Origin of the sequence: Lysinibacillus sphaericus (assembly GCF_002982115.1) — a bacterium.
Taxonomy (GTDB): Bacteria; Bacillota; Bacilli; order Bacillales_A; family Planococcaceae; genus Lysinibacillus; species Lysinibacillus sphaericus.
In genome coordinates, this window is the sequence record NZ_CP019980.1 from 3,978,813 (window position 1) to 4,002,693 (window position 23,881).

Genomic DNA, 23,881 nt, shown 5'->3' on the forward strand with positions numbered 1-23,881 from the left:
TATTAAATATCTACTCTTTGTTTATATCGGTGTAAATAAGGATTTTTAAAATTATTATCAAAAAAAGCTTGAACGAAATTTCGTTCAAGCTTTTAATATTTCATGCTAACTAGTCAATTATTGTAATAATTGAAGAACACCTTGTGGTTGTTGGTTAGCTTGAGCTAACATTGATTGAGCAGCTTGCATTAAGATATTGTTCTTAGTGAAGCCCATCATTTCTTTCGCCATGTCAGTGTCACGGATACGTGATTCAGCAGCTGTTAAGTTTTCAGAAGTTGCACCTAAGTTATTGATAGTGTGCTCTAAACGGTTTTGAACAGCACCTAAATCAGAACGTTGTGAAGAAACTGCTTCTAAAGCGTCGTTGAAGTTTTTGATAGCTTTGTCAGCTTTAGTTTGAGTATCAATTGAACCAGTAATTTTCAATCCAGCTGTATCCATAGTAGTGATTTTTAATGTAATTGCTTGTCCATCATTAGCACCGATATGGAATTTTTTGCCAGAAAAAGTACCATCTAATAAGTTTTGAGTATTGAACTCTGTATTTTTAGCGATACGGTCGATTTCTGATTTTAATGCTGTTACTTCTTTGTTAAGTGCTGTACGGTCTGCTGATACGTTTGTATCGTTTGCAGATTGTACTGCTAATTCACGCATACGTTGTAGAATTGCGTGAGTTTCGTTAAGAGCACCCTCAGCAGTTTGGATTAAAGAGATTGAGTCTTGAGCGTTTTTAGTTGCCATGTCAAGACCACGGATTTGTCCGCGCATTTTTTCAGAGATAGCTAAACCAGCAGCGTCATCGCCAGCACGGTTTACTTTGTAACCTGAAGATAATTTCTCAAGGTTTTTAGAAGCTTGTGTGTTGTTGAAAGTAAGGTTACGGTGTGTGTTTAAAGCTGAAATGTTGTGTTGAATTCTCATTTGGAATTCCTCCTTGAATGTTTGTTTTTGTTATTCCACATCCGTGTGGAATATTGTCGGTTTAGGTTGTATGTATGTACTTCCCTTACCCTACAATCTATATATCGTTAGTAGTTGGAAAAGTTTAATAGTTTTTTAAAAGTTTTTTTATTTTTTTATGTAATAGATTCATAGTACTAATTTATTTTTTCTTTAGTTGCTCTAAAAAGTTGGAAGATGAAGCAAGTGCTTCTTTATTTTGCGCTTGAATTGCTTGAAAAACTTCTGAACGATGTACTTTTACTGTTTTGGGCGCAACTATACCAAGTTTAATTTGGTCACCTTCAACTGCTAATATTTTTATTTCGATTTGATCGCCTATCATGATAGATTCATCTTTTTTTCGTGAAAGGACTAGCATTATTTCGCACTTCCTTCCAATGGCTGCATCGGAAAGCGTAATGGATAGATTTTGTTGTCTTGAAGAACGATTTGTTTCCCACATTTCTTTTCTATATTTAAAATAACGGGTGCTAGCAAGTTAATAGTAGAATCTTTAAATGTGTCCTTCATTGTGACAATGGCATATGGAAGAACATCTTCTTCTTTTTCAATTTGTAATTGCGCACGATCCTCATCGCTAATTTCAAAGCTATAATCTGGTTTAAATGCAAAAGGATAGGCTACAACAAAACCGATTTCTTTATGCACAACAGATTGTAGTAATGCGAGGGGAAGGTCTGCATCGATTGGCAACAAAACGAATTCTCTTTCTTCCTCTAAGCCTAATAAGCCATGTTCAAACGTCAAAATATCTTGATTAGCAATTTCCACTTCACCTAAAAATTTTGTAGCAATTTTCATATTTTCCGTGCACTCCTTTAAATGATGACATCAATGTCAACATCTGGTCTTTGTATCATTGTACCAGTTACTTTCCCTGGTGTGTATTCATGGATTGGTTTGTTCACTTGCGCGTCAATAATTGGTTCTCTACGTTGAATATTGACGTCAGTTGTACCAGGCGTGTAGTCAATTTTAACAGAGCCGACAGAAGGTACAAATTTTATATTAAATTGCACCCGGTGTGGTCCGTGATTTTGTTTAGCGATATTTTGGATGGTTGCTCTCCCTTGATCTTTGCCAGCATTCTCCATCATTTGTCGCCCTTCCCTAGCTCTGCGTGCCATCCCCTTCAATGCTTCTTGTTTGCCCTTTTGAGCATAATTGGCACTTGATTCTAATGGTCCAATTAACCCTAAATCTCGTCTCGCTTGAGATGAATCAATTTTCAATACACTGCGTGTTGTATGAATCTCAAGTGTTGCGGCAGGCTGTTCAATTTGCTGTGTAGCTCTTGGCTGTTTAATATATTGCTGTGGTCTAGCAATATTAAGATCAATTTGTGCGTCGGTTGTACGTATTTGGATTTGTGGGAGTTTCATCTATACCTCTCCTTTCAAGAAAAGCGTCTGAACAAAATGTTCAAACGCTTAGATTTTATAGCAGAAAACTAGTGTTAATATATATTATCTAATAAAATCGACTAAAGTTTGCTGAATTATTTTAGAGCCCACAGACAATGATGCCTGATGAATTGCTTCTGATGTTACCATTTGTGTTATAGCTTTTGCATAATCGACATCTTCGTTATTCGATAATTGCTTCGTCACGCTAATTTCACGAATTGATAAGCGATTTTCCATTAATTCCACGCGATTTTGGCGCGCTCCCACATCGGCTTGAGCTTCCAGTATTTTATTATGCATGTTTGTAATATCATCTGATGTACTTGTAGTTGAAACGCCACCTAATGTAGAGCTGATTTCTTCTCCTGTAGCAAGTGGAACTCTATTCGGGTCTAACAGCCCAACAATTTTACTCATCATATCATCAACATTTTTAAATAAATCTTTTCCTACAGTATTTACGTTCATTTGAATGCCATCATATACTTCAATTTTTACATCTTCGGTATTGATATTCGCTGTGTTAATTGCCCCATTTAAAAATAGCGGTTGTCCTGTCTTTGTACCGCTGAATATATAACGGTCTCCTACTTTTGTGTTGGCTATATCTTGAATTTGTTTTTGAATTTGATCCATTTCAGATTTAATCTTCGCTCGATCATCTGGTGTATTTGTATCGTTTGCTGCTTGAATAACAAGCTCACGTACTCGCTTCATTTGTTCGCCTACTTGATTTAATGACTCATCAGATGTATCTAGCCAGTTATTCACTTCATTCATGTTTCGTGAATATTGTTCAACTTGTCCTAAATCACGTCGATAGCCCATACCTTTTACTGCCACTACTGGGTCATCTGAAGGTCTTGTAATTTTAGAACCTGAATTTATTTGATTTTGTAGCTTCGACAGTTTCCCGTAGTTATTATTTAAGTTCAGAAGCATGTTATTCGATAACATAGATTGTGTTACGCGCATGTTTGTAAAAGCTCCTTCCTTTTTGTCAAACTAGATTCGTTTAGATTCCTACCCGGCCCATGCCGTTAATAATTTTGTCTAATGTTTCATCGATTACGGTAATCATTCGAGCATTGGCGTTATACGCTTGTTGGAATGTAATCATATTGGTCATTTCTTCATCCAACGATACGGAAGTAATTGCTGCACGATTATTGCCAAGTGTCACAAGCAATGTTTCAGAAGTTCCGTTTAAACGTGCCGCTTCTTCTCCATCAACACCTAGTTTCCCAATAATTCCTTGATAGAATGAGTTAAATGTTGCGCCATCTAAATTCGCTTGAACCTTTGACTGGATATTCGACAGTTCAAGTGCCCATTTACCGTTCCCTTCTTCATTTGCCCCTGAAGAAGCTGCCAATTTTGATGAATCTTTTATAAGTGCATCATTTACTTTAATATTGCCTGCTGACAATGGTTTTGTATTATCAATCGGTTCAAAGAAATCGAGTGTGCTTTGAGCACCAGTGAAATCAAATCCTTGCTTATGCATTGCATTAAAGACATTGGCAAATTCCGAAGCCAATTTGTCAATGTTAACCATCGTTTCAGGATAATAGCCTTTCGGACCTGTTGCACTTTCATAACCATATGAATCAATTACAGATAGTAATTTACCTTTGCCAGGCTCTAACTGGTCATATGTAATCGTTCCTGAATCTGCTGTACCTGTGCCGTTTACTTTAATGTTTGTAAAAAGATTCGCTAAATTTGTACCATCAATTTGTGTAGTGCCACTGTTGACTTCAATATTAGCAGCATCTTTACCATTAACTAATTTTATTTCTGTATTTGTGCCATATGGCTTGAATGTAATCGTCACACTACCTTCGGCTACACTAGAAGCAAGCCCTCCTGAAGGAACACGTTCAACTGAAACTGGGATATAACTATTTAATTCATCGATTAACACATCGCGTGCATCATATAAATCATTCGGTACATGACCATTTGGTTCAACCTCTTGCACTTGCTTATTAATGGAAGCAATTTGCTTTAGTAATGAGTTGATGCGATTTGTCGACACACTAATTTCGTTACCTATGTTGCCTTGAATCGTCTTTAGTTGCGTATCCATATAGTTAAAGGATTGAGCTAAGTGATTGGCACGCTCAATTGCCACTTTACGTGATGCCGCGTTTTCTGGAGCCGTACTTACATCTTGTAGACCTTTCCAAAACTGTTCCAATGCTGCGTTTAAACCAAATTTAGATGGTTCATCCATAATATCTTCCATTTGAGAAATAGCATTCGAACGTGATTCCCAGTAACCTAATTTATTCGTTTCTTGACGGAATTGTCGATCGATAAACTCATCGCGAATGCGTTGAATGGAGCCAGTTTCTACCCCTGTTCCCATATGACCAGGGTAATTTGGTGTATTTAAACCTGCTGTTGGAAATCCTGGTGTAGCTTGCATGTTTACTCGTTGACGTGAGTAGCCAAGTGTATTGGCGTTCGAAATATTATGACCTGTTGTATATAGAGCTGATTGCTGTGTAAATAAACCGCTTCTACTTGTTTCTAAGCCCATAAATGTTGAGCGCATTCTTGTTCCTCCCTTAAATAACGTTTTAATAAAATTATGCTTGAGAATCGAAGTACGATTTTTTTGCCATTGTATTCGTACCGCGCACTTCACGCCCCGAATAATTCATTTGCTCAGGACGCGGACGTAACGCATCTAATGTCAGATTGACGAATTGCAATGATTGAAATACTAATTTTTGATTGAGTTCATTTTGTTTGCGTAAATCATTAATAATTGACATGAGTCGATCGCGAACAGCTGATAGTGTGTCTTTTTCATCATCTTGTTCAGCAGCTTCGATGACATCAGCGACAGTCATTTTGTCAGTGGACGCAACTCCTTTTGCTCCCAGGTATTGTGTTACCTGTATCTGACGCTGTTGCTCGAGCTTATCGATAGCCGCTACATGCGCCTGCTCATCCTTGAGCATTTGGTCAAGTGCTTTCATATCGCCAGTTTTTATGATTTCTGTTTTTTTATAGGCTAGTTCGAGCAAGCTTTTATGCATTCTTTCTAGCTTTGTTAATGTAGAACAAATCGTCTCTACAGACATTTTGCTAAACACCCTTTCTGTTATTTCCTAGAAACGATAGTATTTCAGCATATCTTCAGCAACTTTACGAGCATTGACCTTATATTCTCCAGAATCAATATCTGCCTTTAACTGTTGCACACGCTCTGCACGTTCTGCACTGTAAGTAGTAACACCTTGCATGTTCTGAGCGGCTTTTGAAATTTCAATTTTATCAGCAAATGACGCTTTATTTGTGTCAGATTTCACATTGCGTACTTGATTTTTATAGGCATTTACTGCATTAACACCATAAGATGTGATTTTCATGTTCATCCCCCTATCTTAAAAGCTTATCTTACTATTATTTCGGATTGTCTCCAACAATGTTAAGTTTTCAAATATAAAAAAGTGTGCTAATTTTGTTTAAAATTAACACACTTTCGCTTATCAACCATCTTGCAAGGTGCATAATTTACCTTCGATGCATTTTTTACGAAAATTGGCAGGATGTCAACATTATTTTTTGCGTTCAGCATGATAAGTTACTTTATCACGTTGTTCCACGCTATCACGAAACTCCTTCGCTGCCTCAAATGTGCGAAGTTCAGCCTTTAATTCATCTTGGCATTTTGTACATAATTTTCCTGTTGTCGTTAAATGGCCGCAGTTATCACATGGATAACCTAAGTTTGGGAACATTGCAGGCTGTAAACGACCTTTGCGCACCCATTTATATAATAAATCTTCTTCAGCACCAGTTGCCTCAACAATTCGTTCTACTGTCGCAGCGCGATTTTCACGCTTGCGTAAAAAACGATAAACAATTTGATATAATTCCTCTTCAGATTGTGCACATTTATGACATACTTCTCTGACCCCTGTATAATTAAAAAACTCATTACACTTTGGACAATTTCGAACCTCAGCCATTTTTTCTTCCTCCTCTTGCCATGATCACTATCTAATTGTACGAATCCTAAATTCGTAATCTATTATACATGATGTGTTAGCATTTTCATCCATTAATTAAAGTGAAGGTTCGAACATTTCGGGCCCCCGCTTCTAGTAAAACTTGTTTGGCATGCCGTAGTGTTGTCCCTGTAGTTTTAATATCGTCAAAAAGAAGGTAATCTTTATGCATAACTTGGGCTTCTGGTATTAGACGAAAAAGCGGAGCTGATTGTATACGCTGCTCTCTATTTTTTGAACTTTGTGTTTCTACTGTTACTTTTTCTAGAAGTTGAGTAAATGAGGTATTAGCTGCTTTTAAGAGCTCCTCCGTATGGGAGAAGGTACGCTCCTTTTGCTTCATAGAATGCATAGGAATCGGTATAATTATCGCCTTTTCCTGTTTGAATCGTGCATATAACTCCTGGCGAAATACTTTAGCAAGTGCAACATCTTGTAGAAATTTATATTGATGTAAATATACTTTCATTGCATCATTATATTGATAAAGTGCCGTTGCTGAAGTGGAACGTACAAATTGCCCTTTACACTTTTCACAAATACATGGTGGAAAGCATCTTAATAAAAGCGTTTGCCAAGAAGGCACAAAATGCAATGGCTGTGCACATAATAAACAAAACTTATCTATTTTATTCATTGTTTGAACCCTCTTTATTGTTAGCTAAAATCTTCTGTCGAGCTTCATCCATTGCCAAAGTCACTCCATGATGAAATAAAACAACTTCCCCATTCGTATAAGAAGCATGTCTTCCTACACGTCCCGCAATTTGAATAAGTGCGCTCGCTGTAAAGATTGTAGACTCTGCCCCAACAACAGCAACTTGTACATTTTTTATCGTAATACCTCGTTCTAAAATGGTTGTCGTTAGTAATCCAGGAATTTTTTCATCGCGTAACTGTAGTACTTTTTGTTTCCTCTCTGGATCTTTAGCATGTACTGCTAATATATTTGCATGTATCCTCTGAAACAATGGTATTGCCAGATTTAGCAGTTCTACTGTCGGGAAAAATATAAGAAATGGCTCATTTTTCGCAAGTCGTTCTTCAGTCCATGCTTTGAGTTTTCGAGGAAGTTTTCCTCTCTTTATGTTTTTGTCATAGCCCCATAGCGAACAAAAATATGGCACTGGCAGTGGCTTGTGATGGTATCGATTTGGGATAAAAGAATAACTATTTTTATATTGATTAATTAATGATTGGGAAGGTGTAGCTGTAATAAAGTATATTGGTGCATCAATTGTTTTAGCTTTTTGCACTGCTCTTTCTAATGTTGCATCATATGCATAAGGAAATGCATCCGCTTCATCAACAATCATGACATCAAACGCTCGTTCAAAACGATACAGTTGATGAGTCGTTGCTAGAATTAGCTGTGCAAAACCAAGCTGCTTTGGCGCTCCACTATAGTACGCATGGACAATAGTTTGTGGAAAAGCTTTTTGAAAGCGCGGGAATAACTCCAATACTACATCTGTACGCGGTGCGGCAATGCACACTCGTAACCCTTTTTCTAACGCATAATGTACAGACTGAAAGAGCAACTCTGTCTTTCCAGCCCCACATACTGCATTCAATAAATGAGATTTTCCTGCTATTACACTTTCTAGTAGTTCATCGGCTGCTCGTTGTTGTTGTGCTGTCAATTGCCCGGTCCATAAAAGGGGATGCTGCTTAATTCGACATGCCTTCGGTCCTTTCCATATGAGCAAGGGTGTGCAACTGCTTACTCTGCCCATTTTCAGACAATGTCTGCAATAAACACATCGCTGCAGACATTTCGAGCATTCATACTCAACAAAGTCATGTGGATTGTCATTATAGCAACGATTACATCTTAAGCGAGGTATTTTTTGAATACCTTCTATTATAAAAAAGTATTTTCTATTAATAGCCTGCTCCATATCATATTTAGCAAATGGTGTATGCTCCTTTAACCAAATTCGTCCCTCATGGAAGTCTCGTAATGCGGGAGGCAACAGCCATCCTTTGTAGTTCATGTATCTAGCTCCTTTCTTGTTGTAATATTGGTTTATTAGTGATTCTGCCTAATGACTGGCAATCGGTATGATTTTAATGGCGATTCTTCCACTGCGCCTATTAAGCAAATAAAAAAGCCCCTACAACAAGTTGTAGAGACTTTTACTTATTATTTTTTTGTCCAACCAAGACCCATTGCACCTTCACCTAAGTGCGTGCCAATAACAGGTCCGAAATAGCTTAATTTAAAGTTTACGTTCGGGTAAGTCGTAGCAAGTTGTGCTAACCATTCCTCGGCTTCTTTTTGGCAATTACCGTGAATAACTACAGCATCCATCTTGTCATACTTGTTTGCATCTTCAGCCAATAACTCTTCTGCACGCTTTAGTGCTTTCTTACGTGTACGAATTTTTTCAAACGGTACAATGACCTTGTCCACAAAATGTAAGACAGGCTTTACTTGTAATAAGCCCCCGATTAATGCAGCTGCTGAAGACAAACGCCCTCCCCGTTGTAAGTGCGCTAAGTCATCTACAATGAAGTAAGCACGAATATACTGCTGCATGTCCGCTAATGCTGCTAGTATTTCCTGTGCTGAACAACCTTCCGCAGCCATTTCAGCCGCGCGTAGCACATAAAATCCTTGAACAGCGCAAGAAATCTCGCTGTCAAATGGATACACATCAATACCTTCCACCATTTCTCCTGCTTGGACCGCACCTTGATATGTACCACTTATACCACTCGATAAATGAATGGAAATTACTTCGTCATAATCATTTGCCAACTCTTCAAAGAGTGAGGCAAACTCACCAATCGGTGGTTGAGTTGTTTTGGGGAATTCTTTTGCACCCCGTACTTTATCATAAAACTCAGATGCAGTAATATCTACTTCCTCTGCGAATAACTCACCTGAAATGTTTACACTTAACGGAATCATACGAATGTTTAAGCGCGCGCGTTCTTCTGGCGTAATGTATGCAGTACTGTCTGTTACGATTGCCGTCCTCATTCATTTCCACTCTCCTATGTTCCAAGTTTACCTCAAAAAGAAATGAATGTGAATTGAATTACGAAATCTCGTAATGACGTCAGGAATTGACTTTATCACTACAAGTTCAGTCCGTAACATACACTAGATTTCAACTTTACTTTGCCATAAGACTCAAATCTAGCGTTCATTTCACATTCATCTTCTATGTATAGTAAAGGGAATAATTTCCCCTTATTGATTGCCCGTGCTAGATTTAGTATCATCTCCAATATAAAAGACGCTCGTTACCTTCCACTTTCCATCTTCTTTGACAAATACCGTTACTTGGCGTCCAGCGCTTTCATGTTCGACGTTAGTTTGAACTTGAAGTGAGTGCGTTGTCATATTGGCAAATACTTGCGCTTCATCCTCATTATACTTCGCAATGGTCACATTTGTTACATCACGTTTCGTATCAAATTGAGCAAATACTTCATCTGCGAATACTTTCTCTTCATCATAATTAAAGCCTTTTGGATCCTTAGATATCGTGTCCATATAACGATCAATTTCTTCATCATTGAATGCGGCAATATATTCATCAAACGCCGCTAAGATTGCTTTTTCCTCATCAGCCGGCACATTTGAAGCTTTTTTAACCTCTTCGCCCATCATTTCAAAGCCTACCGTACCGTCTTCAATTACCTTTTCACGCTCTTTTGCCGTTAAATCTTCATCTTTATTGCCACAGGCAGTTAACACTAATAAGGTTAAAACTGCTAGAATACTTTTCTTTAACATCATAAAACCTCCCGCGCAATATTGTAGCATATAAATGCTTAAGTAGGAATTTTGTTGCGCATTTTCAACTTTTAGGTGCTTATTTCATTAAAAGACGTCTTTCCAATAAAAATGTTGCATAATAAAAAAACTGTCTTAAAAACTACTTTATCTTTTAAAGTAGCTTTTAAAAACAGCCTTCATCACTACTATGCAATTATCGTACTTCAACCCAACCATTTTTAATAGCTGTTACAACAGCTTGTGTACGGTCGTTTACGTTCATTTTTTGTAAAATGCTTGAAACGTGGTTTTTTACCGTTTTTTCAGAAATAAACAGTGTCTCACCAATAGTACGGTTAGATTGTCCATCTGTAAGTAGTTGTAAAACTTCGCATTCACGTTTTGTTAATAAATGGAATGGACGGCGAATTTCTGTTTGATGGAAGTTGCCTTTGTTTTCATGCTCAGACAGGCGACGGAATTCTGCTACTAAATTTTTAGTTACTTTAGGATGTAAGTAAGAACCGCCATTTGCCACTACTTTAATCGCTTCCACGATTTCGTCTGCATCCATCTCTTTTAGCATATAGCCAAGCGCGCCTGATTTTAGTGCATGAGTTACGTATGTTTCATCATCATGAATCGATAACATGATGACTTTAGCATCTGGAAATTCTGTAATTAAATCTGCTGTTGCCTCTACACCATTTTTACCTGGCATATTTATATCCATTAAAACAACATCTGGTTGATTTTCCGCATATAAATTTACTACATCTGTGCCATCGTCACCTTCTGCAATTACATCAAACGTATCTTCAAAATCTAAGATACGTTTCACTCCTTCTCGGAATAGCTGGTGATCGTCTACAATAATAATCTTCGTCATTAGTCTTTACCCCCTAAAATTCTGCAACACATTTCTTTACTTTACTTCTAACGGAATTTTAAATAATACCGTAGTGCCTCGATTTATCTCACTTTCAATTGAGATTGTACCATTTAATATTTCAATTCGTTCTCGCATTCCTAAAATACCAAAGGAATGATCTTTCACAACTTTTTGATCGAACCCTACGCCATCATCTTTCACGACAACATTTACCGCATCGTTCAACCATTCAAGTTTCACCCAAATATCCTTACATTTCCCATGCTTCATGGCGTTTGTTACACATTCTTGCACTAAGCGAAAAATGGATACTTCATAATTCGAAGGAATACGTTGTTCTGTGCTTCTTGACTGAAAATGAATTTCTACTCCTGGATTATATTCGGTCACAGTCGACAAATATTTCTTTAATGTCGGCACAATGCCCAAATCATCCAGCGCCATAGGTCGTAAATCATAAATGATGCGTCGCACCTCTGACAGTGCATTACGCACAGTTTTCTTCAAATCAGCAATTTCAGCTATAGCGTATTCAATGCCCTTCTCTCGATACGTTCTTTCTATTAAGTCCGTACGCATTAAGACATTGGCCATCATTTGAGCAGGTCCATCATGAATTTCTCTTGATAAACGTTTTCGCTCTTCTTCTTGTGCAGCGATGATTCGAATACCAAAATCTTGCTTCATTTTCGCTTGTTCAAGCGCTAACCCAACATTTTTTAAATCAGACGTTAAATAATTTAAAATAACATTTACTTGATTGACAATATGATCAGCACGTTCAATTGTATCGAGTAAGCCTCTTAAACGTCGCTCTAAATCATCTCTTTTGTCGCGAAGTTGCTTTTCTTGTGTTTTAATGACGGAGAGCTTCAATTGAAAATCATGTGCCGTTTCATATGCATCTCTAACTTGTTCTTCGGTATAATTATCAAAAGCTTTACTCACTAACACAAGTCTTTGCTTAGCAAGCTGCGTGCTTTTTTCTAAAGCATCGCCTTCATCGATGACAATTGAAATTTGTTTTCGAACAATTTCTAGCTCTTGTTGCATATCTTCAAAGCTTCTTCGGCTTTGTTCACTTATAATGAAAATATCATCTTTAGAGCTCATAATTGTTTCTAACATTCGATTGAATACGTCATCAAGCGACTTTAAATCGAAGGTATCATTTGAAAACATTGTGTACTCCCCAGTCTAATGTCCTTATTATCACATAGTATTTTGAAAGACCAATTTCATAGAATCTAAGTCTAAACCTATTATAGCATCACAATGCTAAAAATTAATGCTTTTTCTTTATGAAATTTATAGCATACAACCCTATTTTAAAGGAGAATGACACTTATGAGAGAGAACTATTTAACTGTAAAAGGCTACGGAGAAAGCGAAATTATAATATCTAAATCTCGCTTTCTTACTTATATAGAACGCGCTGAAACCGAAGAGGATGCAATGACTTTTATAGAGCGCATAAAAAAAATGCATCATAATGCGACTCATAATTGCTCTGCCTATATTATCGGCGAGCATGATCATATTCAAAAAGCGAATGATGATGGGGAACCTAGTGGCACCGCTGGCGTCCCTATGTTAGAAGTCTTAAAAAAGCAAGGCTTAAAGGATACGGTCGTTGTCGTCACACGCTACTTCGGTGGCATTAAATTAGGCGGCGGCGGTCTTATTCGTGCTTACGGTAAAGCAACAACAGAAGGATTACTCGCTGCACAAGTTGTCGAACGAAAACTTCATCACCTTATGAAAATTGCAATTGACTACACATGGCTTGGAAAAGTGGAAAATGAGGTTCGCAACTCTGGATATTCTTTAGAAGAAATTAACTACTTGGAAGGTGTCGAAATCATTGTTTCGGTGTTAAAAGAGGAAGAAGATCAGTTTCGTCATTGGATGACAGAACTTACGAATGGGCAAGCAACAATCACTTTTGAGCATGCGCAATTTATCGAATTTATTGTGAAATAAATAGTTTTAATTGTCTAATCCTGAAGGTCCATAGTATAATTTTAATATTGAGCTCGCTTAATCAATTACGCCCATGTGCTAATTTGAATAAATTTTAGCTCAATTGCATAATTATTCCCAAAATCAAGAGGAGAATATACCATATATGAAAAGAACGAATGTAAAAAAGAAGAAGAGGTCTTCTAAAGCTTCTTTGATTATAAAAGTAGCATTACTTCTAGTTGCTAGTTTACTAATTTGCGTTACGGCCTATGGTGTTTATATTACAAAGCAAGCTGAACACGCAGCCAACTCAGCACATGAAGTATTAGAAGGTCGAGATGTCTCTGCTTTACGAGAAGAAAAAGTAGAACCGGTTAATGATAATGTGTCGATTTTATTTGTTGGTGTCGATGATAGTGAAAATCGTGGGCAAGGTTCTGAAAACTCACGCTCAGATGCACTGATTCTTGCAACTTTAAACAATACTACGAAAACTATTAAAATGTTAAGTATCCCTCGTGATTCTTACGTTTATATCCCTTCAGTAGGCTATAAAGATAAAATTACTCATGCCCATGCGTTAGGTGGTACGCTTTCGACAATTGAAACGGTTGAAAAACTTTTTGATGTTCCGATTGATTACTATGTCCGCATGAACTTCAATGCGTTTATTGATGTCGTGGATGCTTTAGGTGGTATCGAAGCAGAAGTACCATATGCTCTACATGAAAAAGATGAATTTGATCGTAATACAATCAACCTCAAGCCAGGTTTACAGCATTTAAACGGTAGTCAAGCACTTGCACTTGCACGTACACGTAAGCAAGATAGCGATATCCAACGCGGTATACGTCAACAAGAAATTTTAACTGCTATCACAAATAAAGTAGCATCTGTTGATTCTATTACAAAATACGACGATGTTATTAAAGCAATCGGCGATAACATGAAGACAAATATGACATTTAGTGAAATGAAATCCTTCCTGTCTTATTTAACAAAAGGTAAGCCACGTATTGATTCATTAACATTAGAAGGTAACGACGATATGTCTACAGGTGTTTATTATTATCAATTAGACCAACAATCAGTTGATGATGTATCTGAAATTCTTAACAACCACCTTGCAAGAAAAAAATCGTCTTCTGCTTTAACAAATAGTAATACTGATAAAGACAATGCGGCTGGCGATGACAGTTCAACAAACGAGTCAGCACAATAAAAATAAAAAGCCTTTCCACTATCGAAGTTTGATAGCGGAAAGGCTTTTTTTAGTATCGGGTTATTTACCCGCGAAATCTGGTATTTTACCCGCGATTCATGAGGTTTTACCGGCGAAATTTGTTGTTTTACCCACGATTCACGATACTTTACCCGCGAAAACCATATTTTACTGAAAAAAAACTGCAGACGAACTCAAATTCGAGTTTGTCTACAGCAGTTCTTTTGTTATTTATTGAATATCCGCATGAAATTTAATAGCGGTTTATAGTTTTTACCAGCAAGTCCAATGACTTCAACAAAAATTTCGATTGCAATTAAGATGACCGTAATTAGTAAAATAGCTCCCCATAACTTTGCCATTGAGAAGATAATGGCAGCTAAACCAAACATCATTGCAATGCCATAAATAATAAGTACCGTTTGTCGATGTGTAAAGCCCATATCCAATAATCGATGGTGTAAATGGGATTTATCAGGATCAGACCATTTCTTCTTCATTCGGTAACGACGAACAATTGCAAAGAATGTATCAGAAATCGGTACACCTAGCATAATAACTGGGATAATTAACGAAATGATTGTAAAGTTTTTATATCCTAATAAAGCCAAGACAGAAATCATAAAGCCTAGAAATAATGCCCCAGTATCTCCCATGAAGATTTTAGCTGGATGGAAATTATAAAATAAGAAACCAATTGTAGCTGCTGCTAAAATTGCTGCAAAGGCTAATACGAACATATCGCCCATTATAAAGGCCATACCAGATAAAGTAATAAGTGCAATAGAAGAAACGCCTGCAGCTAATCCGTCTAAGCCATCAATTAAGTTTATAGCATTCGTAATACCAACAATCCACAATATAGTGAACGGAATACTTAGAAAACCAAAATCTAATTGCCCACCAAATGGCAAGTTAATGAAGTCAATTTGAATACCGCCTACAAAAATAACGATTAGTGCAGCAACGATTTGACCGAGCATTTTTGCCTTCGCTGATATTTCACGCATATCATCAATGACACCTGTTGCTACAATAATACAAGCTCCGATAATAATCGCTAAACTATATTGACTTTGTGGCTGTAGGACCGCCACACCTATTAAAAACGCAAGGAAAATTGCCAGACCACCGAGCCTTGGCATGATACGTGCATGTACTTTTCGATAGTTTGGCGCGTCAACGGCACCTATTCTAAACGCTAAACGTTTAACTAGTGGAGTTAACAAAATGGAAGCAACGAATGCTGCTATTAAAGACACGTAAAGCATGTCTCTCCTCCTCAAAAAAATAATCTACATTTGAATCCAATTTGATTATAGCACGAACATGCTCTGAAATATACTTTTTCTAATCATTTTCCGCTATTTCACATTTTCCATTTTTCTCTATTATTCTACCTTTATTACTTAATGTCAAATGTAGTCATCATTCGTAAAATTTGATAGAATAATGATGTGTCTAGCATTTAGACAACTTTAAAGGAGCGTAAATTCATGTTCTCAATTTTTAAACGCAACAATGAGCAAACAAGTGCTCGTCAATTAAAACGCTACTATAAAATAGTAGAACAAATTAATAATCTTGAAGAAAAATACGTCAATAAGTCAGATGCTGAGTTAAGAGAAATGACTTTTATTTTCAAGGATCGCTTAGATCAAGGAGAACCAATTACATCCATCATTCCTGACGCATTTGCAGTTGTACGCGAAGCCTCAAAACGTGTATTAGGAATGCGTCATTTTGATGTACAGCTAATTGGCGGACTCGTATTAACTGAAGGCAATATTGCTGAAATGCCTACAGGTGAAGGGAAAACGCTTGTTGCTTCACTTCCCTCTTATGTACGGGCATTAGAAGGCAAAGGTGTTCATGTCATTACAGTAAACGATTATCTTGCGAAACGTGACTATGAGCTTGTTGGACAAATTCATCGTTTCCTCGGTTTAACAGTCGGCTTAAATGTACCGATGATGGAACCAAATGACAAAAAAGAAGCTTATAACGCGGATATTACGTACGGTGTCGGTACCGAATTTGGTTTCGACTATTTACGTGACAATATGGCACATAGCTTAGCTGATAAAGTACAACGCGCTTATCATTTCGCAATCATTGATGAAGTTGATAGTGTGCTTATTGACGAAGCGAAAACGCCATTAATTATTGCCGGTAAGATGCCTGCAAATGATGAATTACACCGCATTGCAGCTATGTTAGCAAAACGCTTTAAAGCAGAAGAAGACTACGACTTTGATGATGAAACAAAGGCCACTTCTTTAACGGATAAAGGCATTGAAAAAGTTGAGGCTGCCTTTAATGTTGACAATTTATACGATTTAGAACATCAAACACTTTATCACTATGTGATCCAAGCGGTTCGTGCACATGTCATGTTCAAGCGTGACGTCGATTATATCGTGAAGGAAGACAAAATCGAGCTTGTTGATATGTTCACAGGTCGTATTTTAGAAGGTCGTTCTCTTTCCGATGGCTTACATCAAGCAATCGAGGCAAAAGAAGGTGTAACGATTACTGAAGAAAACAAAGCACAGGCACAAATTACAATTCAAAACTATTTCCGTATGTATCCGAAGCTTTCGGGAATGACAGGAACTGCGAAAACACAGGAAAAGGAAATCCGCGAAGTGTACGGAATGGAAGTTATTCAAATCCCTACAAACCGACCACGTCAACGTGTAGACCAACCTGACATTATTTTCAAAACACAAGCAGCGAAATATAAATTTGTAGCTGCCGAAGCAAAACGACGCCATGAAAAAGGGCAACCTGTTTTAATCGGTACTACGTCCATTTTGCAATCTGAAACCGTTGCAGACCATTTAAAAAAGGAAGGCTTAAAATTCCAATTACTGAATGCCAAAACAGTTGAGCAAGAAGTAGAGCTTATTTCGCAAGCTGGTCAAAAAGGTCGTATTACGGTTGCAACCAATATGGCTGGTCGTGGTACAGATATCGTGTTAGGTGACGATGTCCATGCCCTTGGTGGTCTTTACGTAATTGGTACAGAAAAACATGAAAGCCGCCGCGTGGATAATCAGCTACGAGGCCGTTCTGGTCGTCAAGGTGACGTAGGTGAAAGTCGCTTCATTCTCTCTATTGAAGATGATATGTTCCGCCGTTATGCAAAAGAAGAAGTTGAAAAATTCACAGCAAAAATGATTGTAGATGAAAATGAAGTCATCCAAAACAAAGATGTTCAAGAGCTTATCAACCGTACACAACGTATTGTAGAAGGCTCACAATATGGCATGCGCGAATACAATTTAAAATTAGACGATGTTATTAATGATCAACGTACCGTTATTTATGGCTTACGTGACAAAATTTTAGCTGGTGAAGATGTAATGGGAGAGCTGCAAAAAATGCTGCGTGAAACGGTCGATTTTGCAGTGCGCGATGCTGCACCTGAAGAGCTCCCTTCTGTAGAATGGAATTATGACCAAATGGAAAATGCATTGAATTCATTATTCATTACTCCGGTTACAATTGATCGTGAAGTTGGCAAAGTAAAACAAATTCTAGCGGATATACAGCCTTCTGAACAAGAACTGTTAGATCATATGGAGAAATTCGCAGAAAATGATGAAGTCATGACGGTTATTCCACAAGTGATGTTGAGCTATATAGATAGTGGCTGGGTGAAACATTTAGAAGCAATGGCTCATTTAAAAGAAGGTATCGGCTTACGTCACTATCAACAAGAAGATCCGATGCGCATTTACCAACGAGAAGGACTCGAATTGTTCGGAAAGAATTTCCAAGAATTGCGTCGTTCTATTATTATTGAAATTACAGGCTTCATGAAAATGGTTGAAGGACAACAGGAGGTTTAATAATGGGTTTATTTTCATTCTTTAAAAAATCAGATAAAATCGTACAAGAAAACACAATTGACTCAAAAGATTTACTAGGAAATGCGTCTACAAATAAAGGGGACAATCGTGATGTTGTAACGAAGCTGTCATTCCATCCTGAATGGAATGTACCACAAGAACAAAAGTATATTTTTAACTTCCTTGCAAATGAGCTAGAGCCATTAAAACCGAATCAATTATCGCTATCTTCTATTAGTATTGAAGATGAGCCACGCACAGGTAAATGGCTTGTTCGTGCATTTTTCCGCTCATCATTAGCCGAAGCAATTGAGTTAGGTGAAATTGAATTATTCATTATGGATAAAAACGATGAGCTTGTAGCATCTAAAAAATTCGATTTTAAAGCGCTAGGCACAATTCCAGCTGAAAGTGCTCGTCCATGGGTTTTTGAATTTGAAAAATCAACGATCAAAGTAGACGAAGTGCCAGAAGATGGTTGGAAAATCGCATTTAACCTTGTATCTTTACGCGGTCACCAATTAGAATTAGATCCGTCATGGGAACAACAATTACCAGCAGCACAAAAAGAAGAGCTTGCTAAAATCGTTAATACTTTACCGAAATTAGGTGAAACAGAAGTTAACTTTACTGGTCTTCAAGCAAAACTTGCTGATAATGGTAACCTAAATGTTTCAATCTTTATCCGTAACGGTCATAATAAAGCAATTAATCTAGAACAATTACCGCTAGAAATTATCGACGCAACAGGTAAACAAATTGCCAAAGGATCATTTAAAATGGATCCAATCCTAACTGTCCAACCAAATTCAACAAAACCTTGGACATTCATCTTCCCAGCTGAACTAGTTGATGCACAACAAGCAGACTTGTCTCGCTGGACAGCACGTGTAACACAATAATAATAAATGAAATCCTTCTTTCTACGGAAAGAAGGATTTTTGATTTCCTAGATGTACGGAGCGATTTGCCCTGGTTTACTGGCGATTCTCACGTTGTTAGAGGCGATTGACCCATTCAATCAAATAAAAAAGCGATTTTTGCCCTAATGCAAAAATCGCCTGTTCATTATTTTACTGTATCGAATCGTTTATACCCTACTAATCTAGTTGACCAATAAGAGTACGTCACATCCGATAGTTCCACACCATCTGTACCCGCATGGATAAATTTATTATTGCCAAGGTATATACCCATATGAGAAATGCCCTCTTTATAAGTATTTTCAAAAAATACTAAATCCCCTGGCACTGGATTTTTCACATGTGTTGTACTGCCATTAAAGTAGCCTTCGCTGCTATCTCTCGCTATTTTCACACCACTTTGATTGAATGCATAATAAATAAACCCACTGCAATCAAGACCTTCTGGCGTATTACCGCCATAAAGATAAGGTGTTCCAATTAAAGTATTCGCCACTTCCACTGTCTTTTTGTAAATAGCTTGTCCATTCGCTGTAGGATCTTTTGTTGTTACTTTTGATGGAGTCCCCGTATCTGTAGTTACATTATTATGTACTGTATCATCCTCGGGTACGACAGCTACTGGAGAAATTTTCAATACTTGTCCAATATAAATCGTGTCGTTCTCTATGCCATTCCACTCTTTTATTTCCTTTATTGTCACATTATATTGCTTGGCGATTTTTGATAATGTATCACCTTTCGCAACTGTATGAACAGCAGTTGAAGGTTTTGAAGGTGTAGTAGTTGTTGGTTTTGAAGGTTTTCCTGTTTCAGCTGTTGCCTGCTTTGTAATTTCTAACTTTTGTGCTACATAAATCGTATCCTTCGATAGATTATTCCATTTTTTTATATCTTGTATCGTCACTTGATGACTTTGAGCGATTTTGGATAACGTATCGCCTTTTTGTACTGTATATGTTGCAGCTTCAGCATTTTGTATCGCAAAAAATGAAGTAGCAATAGTGCTTAAAGCGAGAATTCTCAATTTTTTTGATTTAAGCATATCCAATAGCCTCCGTTCATGTTAGAATATTTCCTTGTGTGTCTATCATACTAAAGAATTGTCAAAACAAAAATCGGAAATACTGACTATTTTTCAAACAATTTATCAATCCTATATAATACTACAGAATCCGACTGTTTAGCATTACTGTAATAATTGCAAGTTTAATAGTCCTATGATAACATACATTTCTGTATTTAAAATTTTTAGAAAGTTTTAGCTTTTCAATTATAAAGGAGTTTTTATTATTTATGAGAAACATCTTAGTTTTCATCAAAGAGAATTTAGCTGTAGGCTTATTACTTTTTGCCTTGTTCTTAGGGGCAGGTAATATTATCTTTCCACCGTTGCTCGGGCAACAAGCTGGTGAACATATTACAACAGCCATGGTTGGCTTTTTAATAACAGGCGTAGGCTTACCTTTACTGGCAATCGTTGCAGTTGCAAAAGCAGGCGGCGATTTACAACTACTTGCCAGTCGTGTTCATCCAATTTTCGGTATCATATTCACTTCAATTGTCTATTTAGCAATTGGGCCGTTCTTCGCTGTTCCACGTACAGGCTCTGTGTCATATGAAATCGGCATTGTGCCATTTCTTTCAGAGGCAGCACAAGAACATTGGGCTCCACTATTCATTACATCTATAGTATTTTTTGCTTTAATACTTTATTTAGCATTCAACCCATCGAAACTTGTCGATCGTGTAGGGAAAATTTTAACCCCTGCGCTCTTAATTGTTATTTTACTACTAGCTGTTAAGAGCTTTATTACCCCAATGGGTGAATCAGGCACAGCGGTTGGAAATTACACGGATTCACCATTTTACGAAGGTTTTGTACAAGGCTATTTAACGATGGATGTTCTTGGTGCTCTCGTATTTGGTATTGTTATTTTACAGGCATTACGTGGTATGGGAATGAACGATACTAGAAAGCAAGTCAAAACAACCATTTTTGCAGGGATTGTCGCTGCCATTGGCTTGGCCTTTGTTTATATTTCACTTGGCTATATCGGCAATACAAGCATTGGAGCAATTGGTACATCTGATAATGGTGGCGTCATCATCGCAAAATCAGCAGAATATCTGTTTGGCGACTTTGGCAGTATTATTTTATCGGTTACGATTTTATTAGCTTGTATTTCTACTGCTGTTGGCTTATTAACAGCCAATGCACAGTTTTTCAATAAGCTATTTCCACAAATCTCATATAAAACATTTTTAATCGTCTTTACGTTATTTAGTGTAGCGATTACAAATGTTGGATTATCGACAATTATCAATACTTCACTTCCAGTATTATTAATTATCTATCCGCTTGCAATCGTACTGATGGTGTTATCACTTGTCGATCATTTCTTTAAAGGTGGACGAATTGTTTATGTGCTAGCGTTAATTCCGACATTCTTTGTCAGTCTTTACGATGGCTTAAAACAGATGAAAATCACGTTTACTTCTTATGAGAATATTTTAAATATTTTGCCACTGTATGAGCAAAGCCTTGGTTGGCTTGTTCCTGCAATGATTGGTACAATTGTCGGTTTTATTATTCATAAGCTTTTTAAGAAAAACTAAACTTCAAACAAACAGACACGTCTTCCTTTTATAGACGTGTCTGTTTTCATTCGCTGTAATTTGGTAATTCATGTATAATAAACATAAGTCATTAGAAAAGAGGTGTCTTATGAAAAAAGTATTATGGTCCTTCATTTTTATACTGAGTGTTATCCTATTTCCTTTATCAAACGCTTTTGCTGCAAATAACGAACAGCAACTCGTTGAGGAAATAAAGGAAATCATTACGGAAAATTATGTTGGTAAAGTAAATGGTAACTTACAAAATGCGAAAACTATTTCAGAAATCATTAATATGTTAGACCCTTACTCAACATATTTTACTAAGCAAGAATTTGAAGAATTTATGAATAGCATTAATATGTCGACAATCGGTATTGGTGTTGTCATTGAAGAGCATGATGACGGCATTCATATTTTACAAGTAATTGAAGAAAGTGGAGCAGCTGAAGCTGGTGTCGTGGCAGGAGATATAATCATCGGCATTAATGGTCAATCCATTGTAGATAGCTCAACTCAGGAAGCCTCTTCCCTGCTAATCGGTAATGAAGGCACCGATGTGCAAGTTAAGCTATTACACGAGAATGGGACTACTTCTACTAAAACTATTACACGTAAAAAATTCACACTCCCAAACGTAGAATCTGCTTTATTGTTTGGTGATGTTGGCTACATAGCAATGTCTTCTTTCTCTGAAGATGGCGCACAACTAGTGAAAGACGCACTGACTCAGCTTAAGCAACGTGGTGCTACTTCTTTTATTTTAGATTTACAAAATAATGGTGGAGGCTATGTTGCAACAGCAGAACAGCTGACTGGATTATTCCCAAAAGCAAAAATCGCCTATTTATTACAGGAAGCCCATGCCTCTTATGAAGTGCGTGCAGCACAACAAAACATGAAATTCCCAACTGATACACGTATTTTAGTAAATCGCTATAGTGCAAGTGCTTCAGAAATGCTTGCAGCTTCGTTACAAGATCAACAATCGGCGATTCTATATGGTGAAACTACTTATGGTAAAGGCGCAATGCAAGGTTTCTTTGAATTACATGACGGTAGTTATTTAAAGCTTACTGTGGGTAAATTTACAGGTCCTGCTGGTCAAACGATTAACGAAGTAGGCGTGAAACCAACTATTCAAACGAAGACGGCACCACTCTTCCAAGCTCATTACGATGCCATTAAAGCACAATACAAAGAGTATCAAGAACTAGTAAGCCTAAAAAATGTACCAACTACAAAAACATTTGTAGTTAAGTTTTCGCAAGCCTTCTCTTCACCAATTCCTGAAGGCAGTGTACAGCTTGTTGCTTTAGGTGGAGACGAAATTCCAATTACTACAAAAGTAGGAAAAGACAATTCCTTACTCGTTACACCTAAAAATCCTTTAGGAAAAGGCCAAGAATATATGTTGCTCGTTCATCCAACTATTCAAAAACCTACAGGTGACAAACTGCAAAAAGGTATTTATCTTCATATTGCAGTAACTAACTAACAACAAGCCATGAATAAAAGCGTTTGATTTGTCGCTCCAAAGCGGGAATCAAACGCTTTTTTTAATAACCAGCCCTTTTATATGCCCCAACCACGAGCGCGTCTGGAACGAAAATAAAAAATCCCTCTCTGTATTGAGAAGGATTTCATTTTCTATCACACATATGGAGATTCTTTTAATAAAAAAAAGACATGAACTAAATTTCGCGCAAGTTCACATGGCTTGCTTTTATGTTCTAGTAAATTCGTTAATATTAAACGTTCAAAAGAGCCAACAAAACTATCCGCAACTATTTTGATATCAATATTTTTTAATTTAAACAATCTATCACAATCATGTCGATAAACTAGCTCAATAAATCGCTGTGTAAGCTGCGATTTAACGCTTGATGATTGTTTCGATTCAAAAAAGCCAATTTTCGTTAACTTTGGATTTTCAATAATATAGAGAAACATCAAATATAATTTATGTTCTAGCATATGAATAAAGCCTTCCAGCCCTTTTTCAGCCTGTTCGGAATGATTGTCCATAATCTCATAAAACCCAAGCTGAAATTGTATGTTTAAGTCCTCATAAAGGGATTCTTTACTTTTAAAATATAAATAAAATGTGGGCTGTGTTACATCTGCTGCTTTGACTATATCGCTTATTTTCGTAGCATGGTATCCCCTTTCAGCGAAAAGCTCCACAGCCTTTTCCAGTAATAATTGTTTACTTTTTTCACCGTTTGAGTTGATTTTCCTACCTCTTGCCATCATTGTCACCTTAC

General features: G+C 37.1%; 24 protein-coding genes. 6 read left to right on the forward strand and 18 right to left on the reverse strand.

The window, feature by feature from the left end; genetic code table 11:
- Positions 1 to 117: 117 nt before the first annotated feature.
- The 15 genes from LS41612_RS19585 to LS41612_RS19655 all read right to left on the reverse strand — a co-directional run bounded on the left by LS41612_RS19585 (position 118) and on the right by LS41612_RS19655 (position 12,210).
- Entirely contained in the window at positions 118 to 927 is an 810-nt protein-coding gene (locus LS41612_RS19585) for a flagellin N-terminal helical domain-containing protein (RefSeq protein WP_024362477.1), read from the reverse strand.
- 181 nt (positions 928 to 1,108) lie between these two features.
- Entirely contained in the window at positions 1,109 to 1,327 is a 219-nt protein-coding gene (csrA, locus tag LS41612_RS19590; RefSeq protein ID WP_024362476.1) for a carbon storage regulator CsrA, read from the reverse strand.
- A complete protein-coding gene (gene fliW, locus LS41612_RS19595; RefSeq protein WP_024362475.1) occupies positions 1,327 to 1,770 on the reverse strand; it encodes a flagellar assembly protein FliW in 444 nt (147 codons plus the stop codon). The genes csrA and fliW overlap by 1 nt, the downstream gene beginning before the upstream one ends.
- 17 nt (positions 1,771 to 1,787) lie before the next feature.
- Complete coding sequence (locus LS41612_RS19600; protein WP_024362474.1) at positions 1,788 to 2,351, reverse strand: DUF6470 family protein; 564 nt, start codon at positions 2,349 to 2,351, stop codon at positions 1,788 to 1,790.
- An 84-nt stretch (positions 2,352 to 2,435) separates the two neighbouring features.
- The gene (flgL, locus tag LS41612_RS19605) at positions 2,436 to 3,350 is read right to left on the reverse strand and encodes a flagellar hook-associated protein FlgL (RefSeq protein WP_024362473.1); all 915 of its coding nucleotides are present in this window, start codon (positions 3,348 to 3,350) and stop codon (positions 2,436 to 2,438) included.
- Between the two features lie 40 nt (positions 3,351 to 3,390).
- A complete protein-coding gene (gene flgK / locus LS41612_RS19610) occupies positions 3,391 to 4,938 on the reverse strand; it encodes a flagellar hook-associated protein FlgK (protein WP_024362472.1) in 1,548 nt (515 codons plus the stop codon).
- 34 nt (positions 4,939 to 4,972) lie between these two features.
- Positions 4,973 to 5,473, reverse strand: a complete 501-nt coding sequence (locus LS41612_RS19615; protein WP_024362471.1) for a flagellar protein FlgN — start codon at positions 5,471 to 5,473, stop codon at positions 4,973 to 4,975.
- A 27-nt stretch (positions 5,474 to 5,500) separates the two neighbouring features.
- Positions 5,501 to 5,761, reverse strand: coding sequence for a flagellar biosynthesis anti-sigma factor FlgM (gene flgM / locus LS41612_RS19620; protein WP_024362470.1), 261 nt, complete (start codon positions 5,759 to 5,761; stop codon positions 5,501 to 5,503).
- A gap of 189 nt (positions 5,762 to 5,950) precedes the next feature.
- On the reverse strand, positions 5,951 to 6,364 hold the full coding sequence (locus LS41612_RS19625) for a TIGR03826 family flagellar region protein (RefSeq protein WP_024362469.1): 414 nt from the start codon (positions 6,362 to 6,364) through the stop codon (positions 5,951 to 5,953).
- Positions 6,365 to 6,449: 85 nt separating this feature from the next.
- Positions 6,450 to 7,040, reverse strand: coding sequence for a ComF family protein (locus LS41612_RS19630; RefSeq protein ID WP_024362468.1), 591 nt, complete (start codon positions 7,038 to 7,040; stop codon positions 6,450 to 6,452).
- Positions 7,033 to 8,400: an ATP-dependent helicase ComFA gene (locus LS41612_RS19635; protein ID WP_029747211.1), complete on the reverse strand. Its 1,368-nt coding sequence runs from the start codon at positions 8,398 to 8,400 to the stop codon at positions 7,033 to 7,035. Before LS41612_RS19635 ends, LS41612_RS19630 begins: the two co-directional genes overlap by 8 nt.
- 149 nt (positions 8,401 to 8,549) lie before the next feature.
- Entirely contained in the window at positions 8,550 to 9,392 is an 843-nt protein-coding gene (locus tag LS41612_RS19640) for a fatty acid kinase binding subunit FakB (RefSeq protein WP_024362466.1), read from the reverse strand.
- 213 nt (positions 9,393 to 9,605) lie between these two features.
- Positions 9,606 to 10,157 carry a nuclear transport factor 2 family protein gene (locus LS41612_RS19645; RefSeq protein WP_231785561.1) on the reverse strand — a complete coding sequence of 184 codons (552 nt, stop codon included), beginning with the start codon at positions 10,155 to 10,157 and terminating at the stop codon, positions 9,606 to 9,608.
- Between the two features lie 193 nt (positions 10,158 to 10,350).
- Positions 10,351 to 11,025 carry a response regulator gene (locus LS41612_RS19650; RefSeq protein ID WP_024362464.1) on the reverse strand — a complete coding sequence of 225 codons (675 nt, stop codon included), beginning with the start codon at positions 11,023 to 11,025 and terminating at the stop codon, positions 10,351 to 10,353.
- 36 nt (positions 11,026 to 11,061) lie between these two features.
- Positions 11,062 to 12,210 (reverse strand): sensor histidine kinase, encoded by a 1,149-nt coding sequence (locus LS41612_RS19655; RefSeq protein ID WP_024362463.1) that lies wholly within the window; start codon positions 12,208 to 12,210, stop codon positions 11,062 to 11,064.
- Positions 12,211 to 12,375: 165 nt separating this feature from the next.
- Here LS41612_RS19655 and LS41612_RS19660 point away from each other — a divergent pair, with 165 nt between their 5' ends.
- Together LS41612_RS19660 and LS41612_RS19665 are read left to right on the forward strand one after the other, a co-directional pair.
- Positions 12,376 to 13,011 (forward strand): YigZ family protein, encoded by a 636-nt coding sequence (locus tag LS41612_RS19660; RefSeq protein WP_024362462.1) that lies wholly within the window; start codon positions 12,376 to 12,378, stop codon positions 13,009 to 13,011.
- 145 nt (positions 13,012 to 13,156) lie between these two features.
- Positions 13,157 to 14,215, forward strand: coding sequence for an LCP family protein (locus LS41612_RS19665; protein WP_024362461.1), 1,059 nt, complete (start codon positions 13,157 to 13,159; stop codon positions 14,213 to 14,215).
- A 227-nt stretch (positions 14,216 to 14,442) separates the two neighbouring features.
- On the opposite strand, the gene LS41612_RS19670 is transcribed toward LS41612_RS19665, so the two are convergent.
- Positions 14,443 to 15,486, reverse strand: coding sequence for a glycosyltransferase family 4 protein (locus tag LS41612_RS19670; RefSeq protein ID WP_024362460.1), 1,044 nt, complete (start codon positions 15,484 to 15,486; stop codon positions 14,443 to 14,445).
- Positions 15,487 to 15,711: 225 nt separating this feature from the next.
- On the opposite strand from LS41612_RS19670, the gene secA2 reads away from it, so the two are divergent.
- Both secA2 and LS41612_RS19680 read left to right on the forward strand, forming a co-directional pair.
- Positions 15,712 to 18,072: an accessory Sec system translocase SecA2 gene (gene secA2, locus LS41612_RS19675; RefSeq protein WP_024362459.1), complete on the forward strand. Its 2,361-nt coding sequence runs from the start codon at positions 15,712 to 15,714 to the stop codon at positions 18,070 to 18,072.
- Between the two features lie 2 nt (positions 18,073 to 18,074).
- Positions 18,075 to 18,974 (forward strand): accessory Sec system S-layer assembly protein, encoded by a 900-nt coding sequence (locus tag LS41612_RS19680; RefSeq protein ID WP_024362458.1) that lies wholly within the window; start codon positions 18,075 to 18,077, stop codon positions 18,972 to 18,974.
- 166 nt (positions 18,975 to 19,140) lie between these two features.
- Here the strand turns inward: LS41612_RS19680 and LS41612_RS19685 are convergent, their stop codons facing one another.
- On the reverse strand, positions 19,141 to 20,040 hold the full coding sequence (locus LS41612_RS19685; RefSeq protein ID WP_024362457.1) for a C40 family peptidase: 900 nt from the start codon (positions 20,038 to 20,040) through the stop codon (positions 19,141 to 19,143).
- Between the two features lie 251 nt (positions 20,041 to 20,291).
- Here LS41612_RS19685 and brnQ point away from each other — a divergent pair, with 251 nt between their 5' ends.
- On the forward strand, positions 20,292 to 21,614 hold the full coding sequence (gene brnQ / locus LS41612_RS19690) for a branched-chain amino acid transport system II carrier protein (RefSeq protein WP_024362456.1): 1,323 nt from the start codon (positions 20,292 to 20,294) through the stop codon (positions 21,612 to 21,614).
- A gap of 109 nt (positions 21,615 to 21,723) precedes the next feature.
- Entirely contained in the window at positions 21,724 to 23,112 is a 1,389-nt protein-coding gene (locus tag LS41612_RS19695; protein ID WP_024362455.1) for a S41 family peptidase, read from the forward strand.
- A 155-nt stretch (positions 23,113 to 23,267) separates the two neighbouring features.
- Here LS41612_RS19695 and LS41612_RS19700 read toward each other — a convergent pair whose 3' ends face one another.
- Positions 23,268 to 23,870: a TetR/AcrR family transcriptional regulator gene (locus LS41612_RS19700; protein WP_233433809.1), complete on the reverse strand. Its 603-nt coding sequence runs from the start codon at positions 23,868 to 23,870 to the stop codon at positions 23,268 to 23,270.
- Between the last annotated feature and the right edge of the window lie 11 nt (positions 23,871 to 23,881).

Excerpts from the sequence above, each read along its gene's own strand:
- LS41612_RS19670 (WP_024362460.1), bottom strand. The coding sequence starts at position 15,486 with ATGCTTTACGTGTCTTTAATAGCAGCATTCGTTGCTTCCATTTTGTTA.
- secA2 (WP_024362459.1), top strand. The coding sequence starts at position 15,712 with ATGTTCTCAATTTTTAAACGCAACAATGAGCAAACAAGTGCTCGTCAA.
- LS41612_RS19625 (WP_024362469.1), bottom strand. The coding sequence starts at position 6,364 with ATGGCTGAGGTTCGAAATTGTCCAAAGTGTAATGAGTTTTTTAATTAT.
- LS41612_RS19665 (WP_024362461.1), top strand. The coding sequence starts at position 13,157 with ATGAAAAGAACGAATGTAAAAAAGAAGAAGAGGTCTTCTAAAGCTTCT.
- LS41612_RS19655 (WP_024362463.1), bottom strand. The coding sequence starts at position 12,210 with ATGTTTTCAAATGATACCTTCGATTTAAAGTCGCTTGATGACGTATTC.
- LS41612_RS19635 (WP_029747211.1), bottom strand. The coding sequence starts at position 8,400 with ATGAACTACAAAGGATGGCTGTTGCCTCCCGCATTACGAGACTTCCAT.
- LS41612_RS19600 (WP_024362474.1), bottom strand. The coding sequence starts at position 2,351 with ATGAAACTCCCACAAATCCAAATACGTACAACCGACGCACAAATTGAT.
- fliW (WP_024362475.1), bottom strand. The coding sequence starts at position 1,770 with ATGAAAATTGCTACAAAATTTTTAGGTGAAGTGGAAATTGCTAATCAA.
- LS41612_RS19645 (WP_231785561.1), bottom strand. The coding sequence starts at position 10,157 with ATGATGTTAAAGAAAAGTATTCTAGCAGTTTTAACCTTATTAGTGTTA.
- flgK (WP_024362472.1), bottom strand. The coding sequence starts at position 4,938 with ATGCGCTCAACATTTATGGGCTTAGAAACAAGTAGAAGCGGTTTATTT.
- LS41612_RS19680 (WP_024362458.1), top strand. The coding sequence starts at position 18,075 with ATGGGTTTATTTTCATTCTTTAAAAAATCAGATAAAATCGTACAAGAA.
- brnQ (WP_024362456.1), top strand. The coding sequence starts at position 20,292 with ATGAGAAACATCTTAGTTTTCATCAAAGAGAATTTAGCTGTAGGCTTA.
- LS41612_RS19630 (WP_024362468.1), bottom strand. The coding sequence starts at position 7,040 with ATGAATAAAATAGATAAGTTTTGTTTATTATGTGCACAGCCATTGCAT.
- LS41612_RS19615 (WP_024362471.1), bottom strand. The coding sequence starts at position 5,473 with ATGTCTGTAGAGACGATTTGTTCTACATTAACAAAGCTAGAAAGAATG.
- flgM (WP_024362470.1), bottom strand. The coding sequence starts at position 5,761 with ATGAAAATCACATCTTATGGTGTTAATGCAGTAAATGCCTATAAAAAT.
- csrA (WP_024362476.1), bottom strand. The coding sequence starts at position 1,327 with ATGCTAGTCCTTTCACGAAAAAAAGATGAATCTATCATGATAGGCGAT.
- flgL (WP_024362473.1), bottom strand. The coding sequence starts at position 3,350 with ATGCGCGTAACACAATCTATGTTATCGAATAACATGCTTCTGAACTTA.
- LS41612_RS19650 (WP_024362464.1), bottom strand. The coding sequence starts at position 11,025 with ATGACGAAGATTATTATTGTAGACGATCACCAGCTATTCCGAGAAGGA.
- LS41612_RS19640 (WP_024362466.1), bottom strand. The coding sequence starts at position 9,392 with ATGAGGACGGCAATCGTAACAGACAGTACTGCATACATTACGCCAGAA.
- LS41612_RS19685 (WP_024362457.1), bottom strand. The coding sequence starts at position 20,040 with ATGCTTAAATCAAAAAAATTGAGAATTCTCGCTTTAAGCACTATTGCT.
- LS41612_RS19700 (WP_233433809.1), bottom strand. The coding sequence starts at position 23,870 with ATGATGGCAAGAGGTAGGAAAATCAACTCAAACGGTGAAAAAAGTAAA.
- LS41612_RS19660 (WP_024362462.1), top strand. The coding sequence starts at position 12,376 with ATGAGAGAGAACTATTTAACTGTAAAAGGCTACGGAGAAAGCGAAATT.
- LS41612_RS19695 (WP_024362455.1), top strand. The coding sequence starts at position 21,724 with ATGAAAAAAGTATTATGGTCCTTCATTTTTATACTGAGTGTTATCCTA.
- LS41612_RS19585 (WP_024362477.1), bottom strand. The coding sequence starts at position 927 with ATGAGAATTCAACACAACATTTCAGCTTTAAACACACACCGTAACCTT.